At 61.2% G+C, this 1,543-nt stretch carries 2 protein-coding genes; both read right to left on the bottom strand.

From position 1 onward, the window contains the following. Positions 1–1,237 (bottom strand): type II toxin-antitoxin system HipA family toxin (locus tag M3149_RS22560; RefSeq protein ID WP_251711598.1); only part of this gene is annotated, 1,237 nt, incomplete at its 3' end. A gap of 7 nt (positions 1,238–1,244) precedes the next feature. Next, on the bottom strand, positions 1,245–1,543 hold a 299-nt coding region (locus M3149_RS22555; RefSeq protein ID WP_251711597.1), incomplete at its 5' end, for a helix-turn-helix domain-containing protein.

Here is a 1,543-nt window from a genome sequence, read left to right as displayed (position 1 = left end):
TCAGAGAGGCGACCTCCCGAGCCAAGGCGAAGCCATGCTCCCACGCTTCTTCAATCTTGGGGACCAGATCTTTCGGAACGCGTTCATCGTGCCAGGCGGAAGTCAGCGTAGCTGCCATGGCGTCCGCGGCTTTCATGATGAACCTCTGGGGTCGTTCAACGCCGCACGCGCGACGGCCAAAGTCGAGAAGCTCTTTGGCCAAGGGGTACGTTTTGGTCTTGTCGCCCTTTCGCAGCTTCAGCGCCATGGTTCGGTCCTCGATCTCCTCACCGGTGCCGAAGCGGGTGTACTTGTAGATCGAGGTGGTCACCACGTCGAACATCGGGGCCAGGCGGATGTCCGTCTCGCTGGTGTAGAGCACCCCGAAGTTTTTCAGGTGCGCATCGCCGTTTCTCACCAGGATGGAGAAGGCGACCTGCTGAAAGAACTTCTCGAGCTCAGGCTGTGGAAGGGCAAGCTGGTTGCGCAGCAGATCAGCGATCAGCTCGTAGCTGCCGTGGTACTTGCGCTCGTCCAGCTTGTTGCGCACCTGCATACCCAGCAACGACGGGATGTCCTCGAAACCATGACGTGAGCCATCAGCACCGATGTCAAAACGATCGAGCACCAGCAGACCGCCATCGGCACTGAGGTCAAAGCCTGAGACGTCGATCCCCGCCCGCTTTGCAGCGCTCAGCGCGATGAACTCATTGGCCGAGAGTCCAGGGTAGTAGTCCGGGCCACTCTTCACGATGAGCGTGGGCACCGGAATCGAAGCGCGATCGGGCAGCATGATCTTGGGCTGCACACCAGACACGCCTGCGCCACTTGCGAGATAGGCATCCACCAGTTCAGGAAACAGCGCCTGGCTGTTGGTGCTGTTCAGCAGCGTTGCGCGATCGATCGTCGGTCCGCCCACCCGCGCAGGCGCCCCAGGCAAGCGCGCGCTGTTGCGGCCAATGCTGTTGGTCCCGACGGCCAGCAACAGATGCATCTCGGTGATGTTCTGCTTCGGAAAACGCGCGCGGATCTGCTCGTACAGGTAGCCCTCGGGCAGGTTCATGTCCAGCACAGGGAACATGCCATTGCTCTGGTAGACCGACGCCTGATCCGGGTTCATGAGCAGGCTGAGCCAGGGGCCGCTGTAGGCACCGCTTTCGTGGGGCCTGTACGTGAACACAAACTGCGACTCGCGCGCGAGCAGCCCTGCAAGCTTCGAGCCGATGTCAATCTCGAGCGCCTTGATGCGCTCGGGCATTTCCAGCTCAACGCTCACCCTCTTCCCCCAGCTCACGCGCGGCGTACGCCTGCATCTCGGTCAGGCTTGGCAAACCCTTTTTCTCCAGCCGGATCGAGTAGCCCATGGCCCGCAGGGCATCGAACAAGGAAGAGACGTAGACGTCATCCCCGCGCTCCAGGCGGTTGAGCACGTCACGGCTGCGGCCACTGTCCTTCGCCAGCTGTACGGACTTGATGCCCAGGCGCTTGCGCAGGGTGCGAAGCTCGCGGCCCAGTTCGCCAGGATTGTTGATTTTGTCCATGATGCGCTGCATTTTAAGGACAT

The sequence above is a fragment of the Hydrogenophaga intermedia genome (genome assembly GCF_023715105.1).
GTDB lineage: Bacteria > Pseudomonadota > Gammaproteobacteria > Burkholderiales > Burkholderiaceae_C > Hydrogenophaga > Hydrogenophaga intermedia_A.
This window is presented reverse-complemented; position numbering and strand designations above follow the sequence as displayed.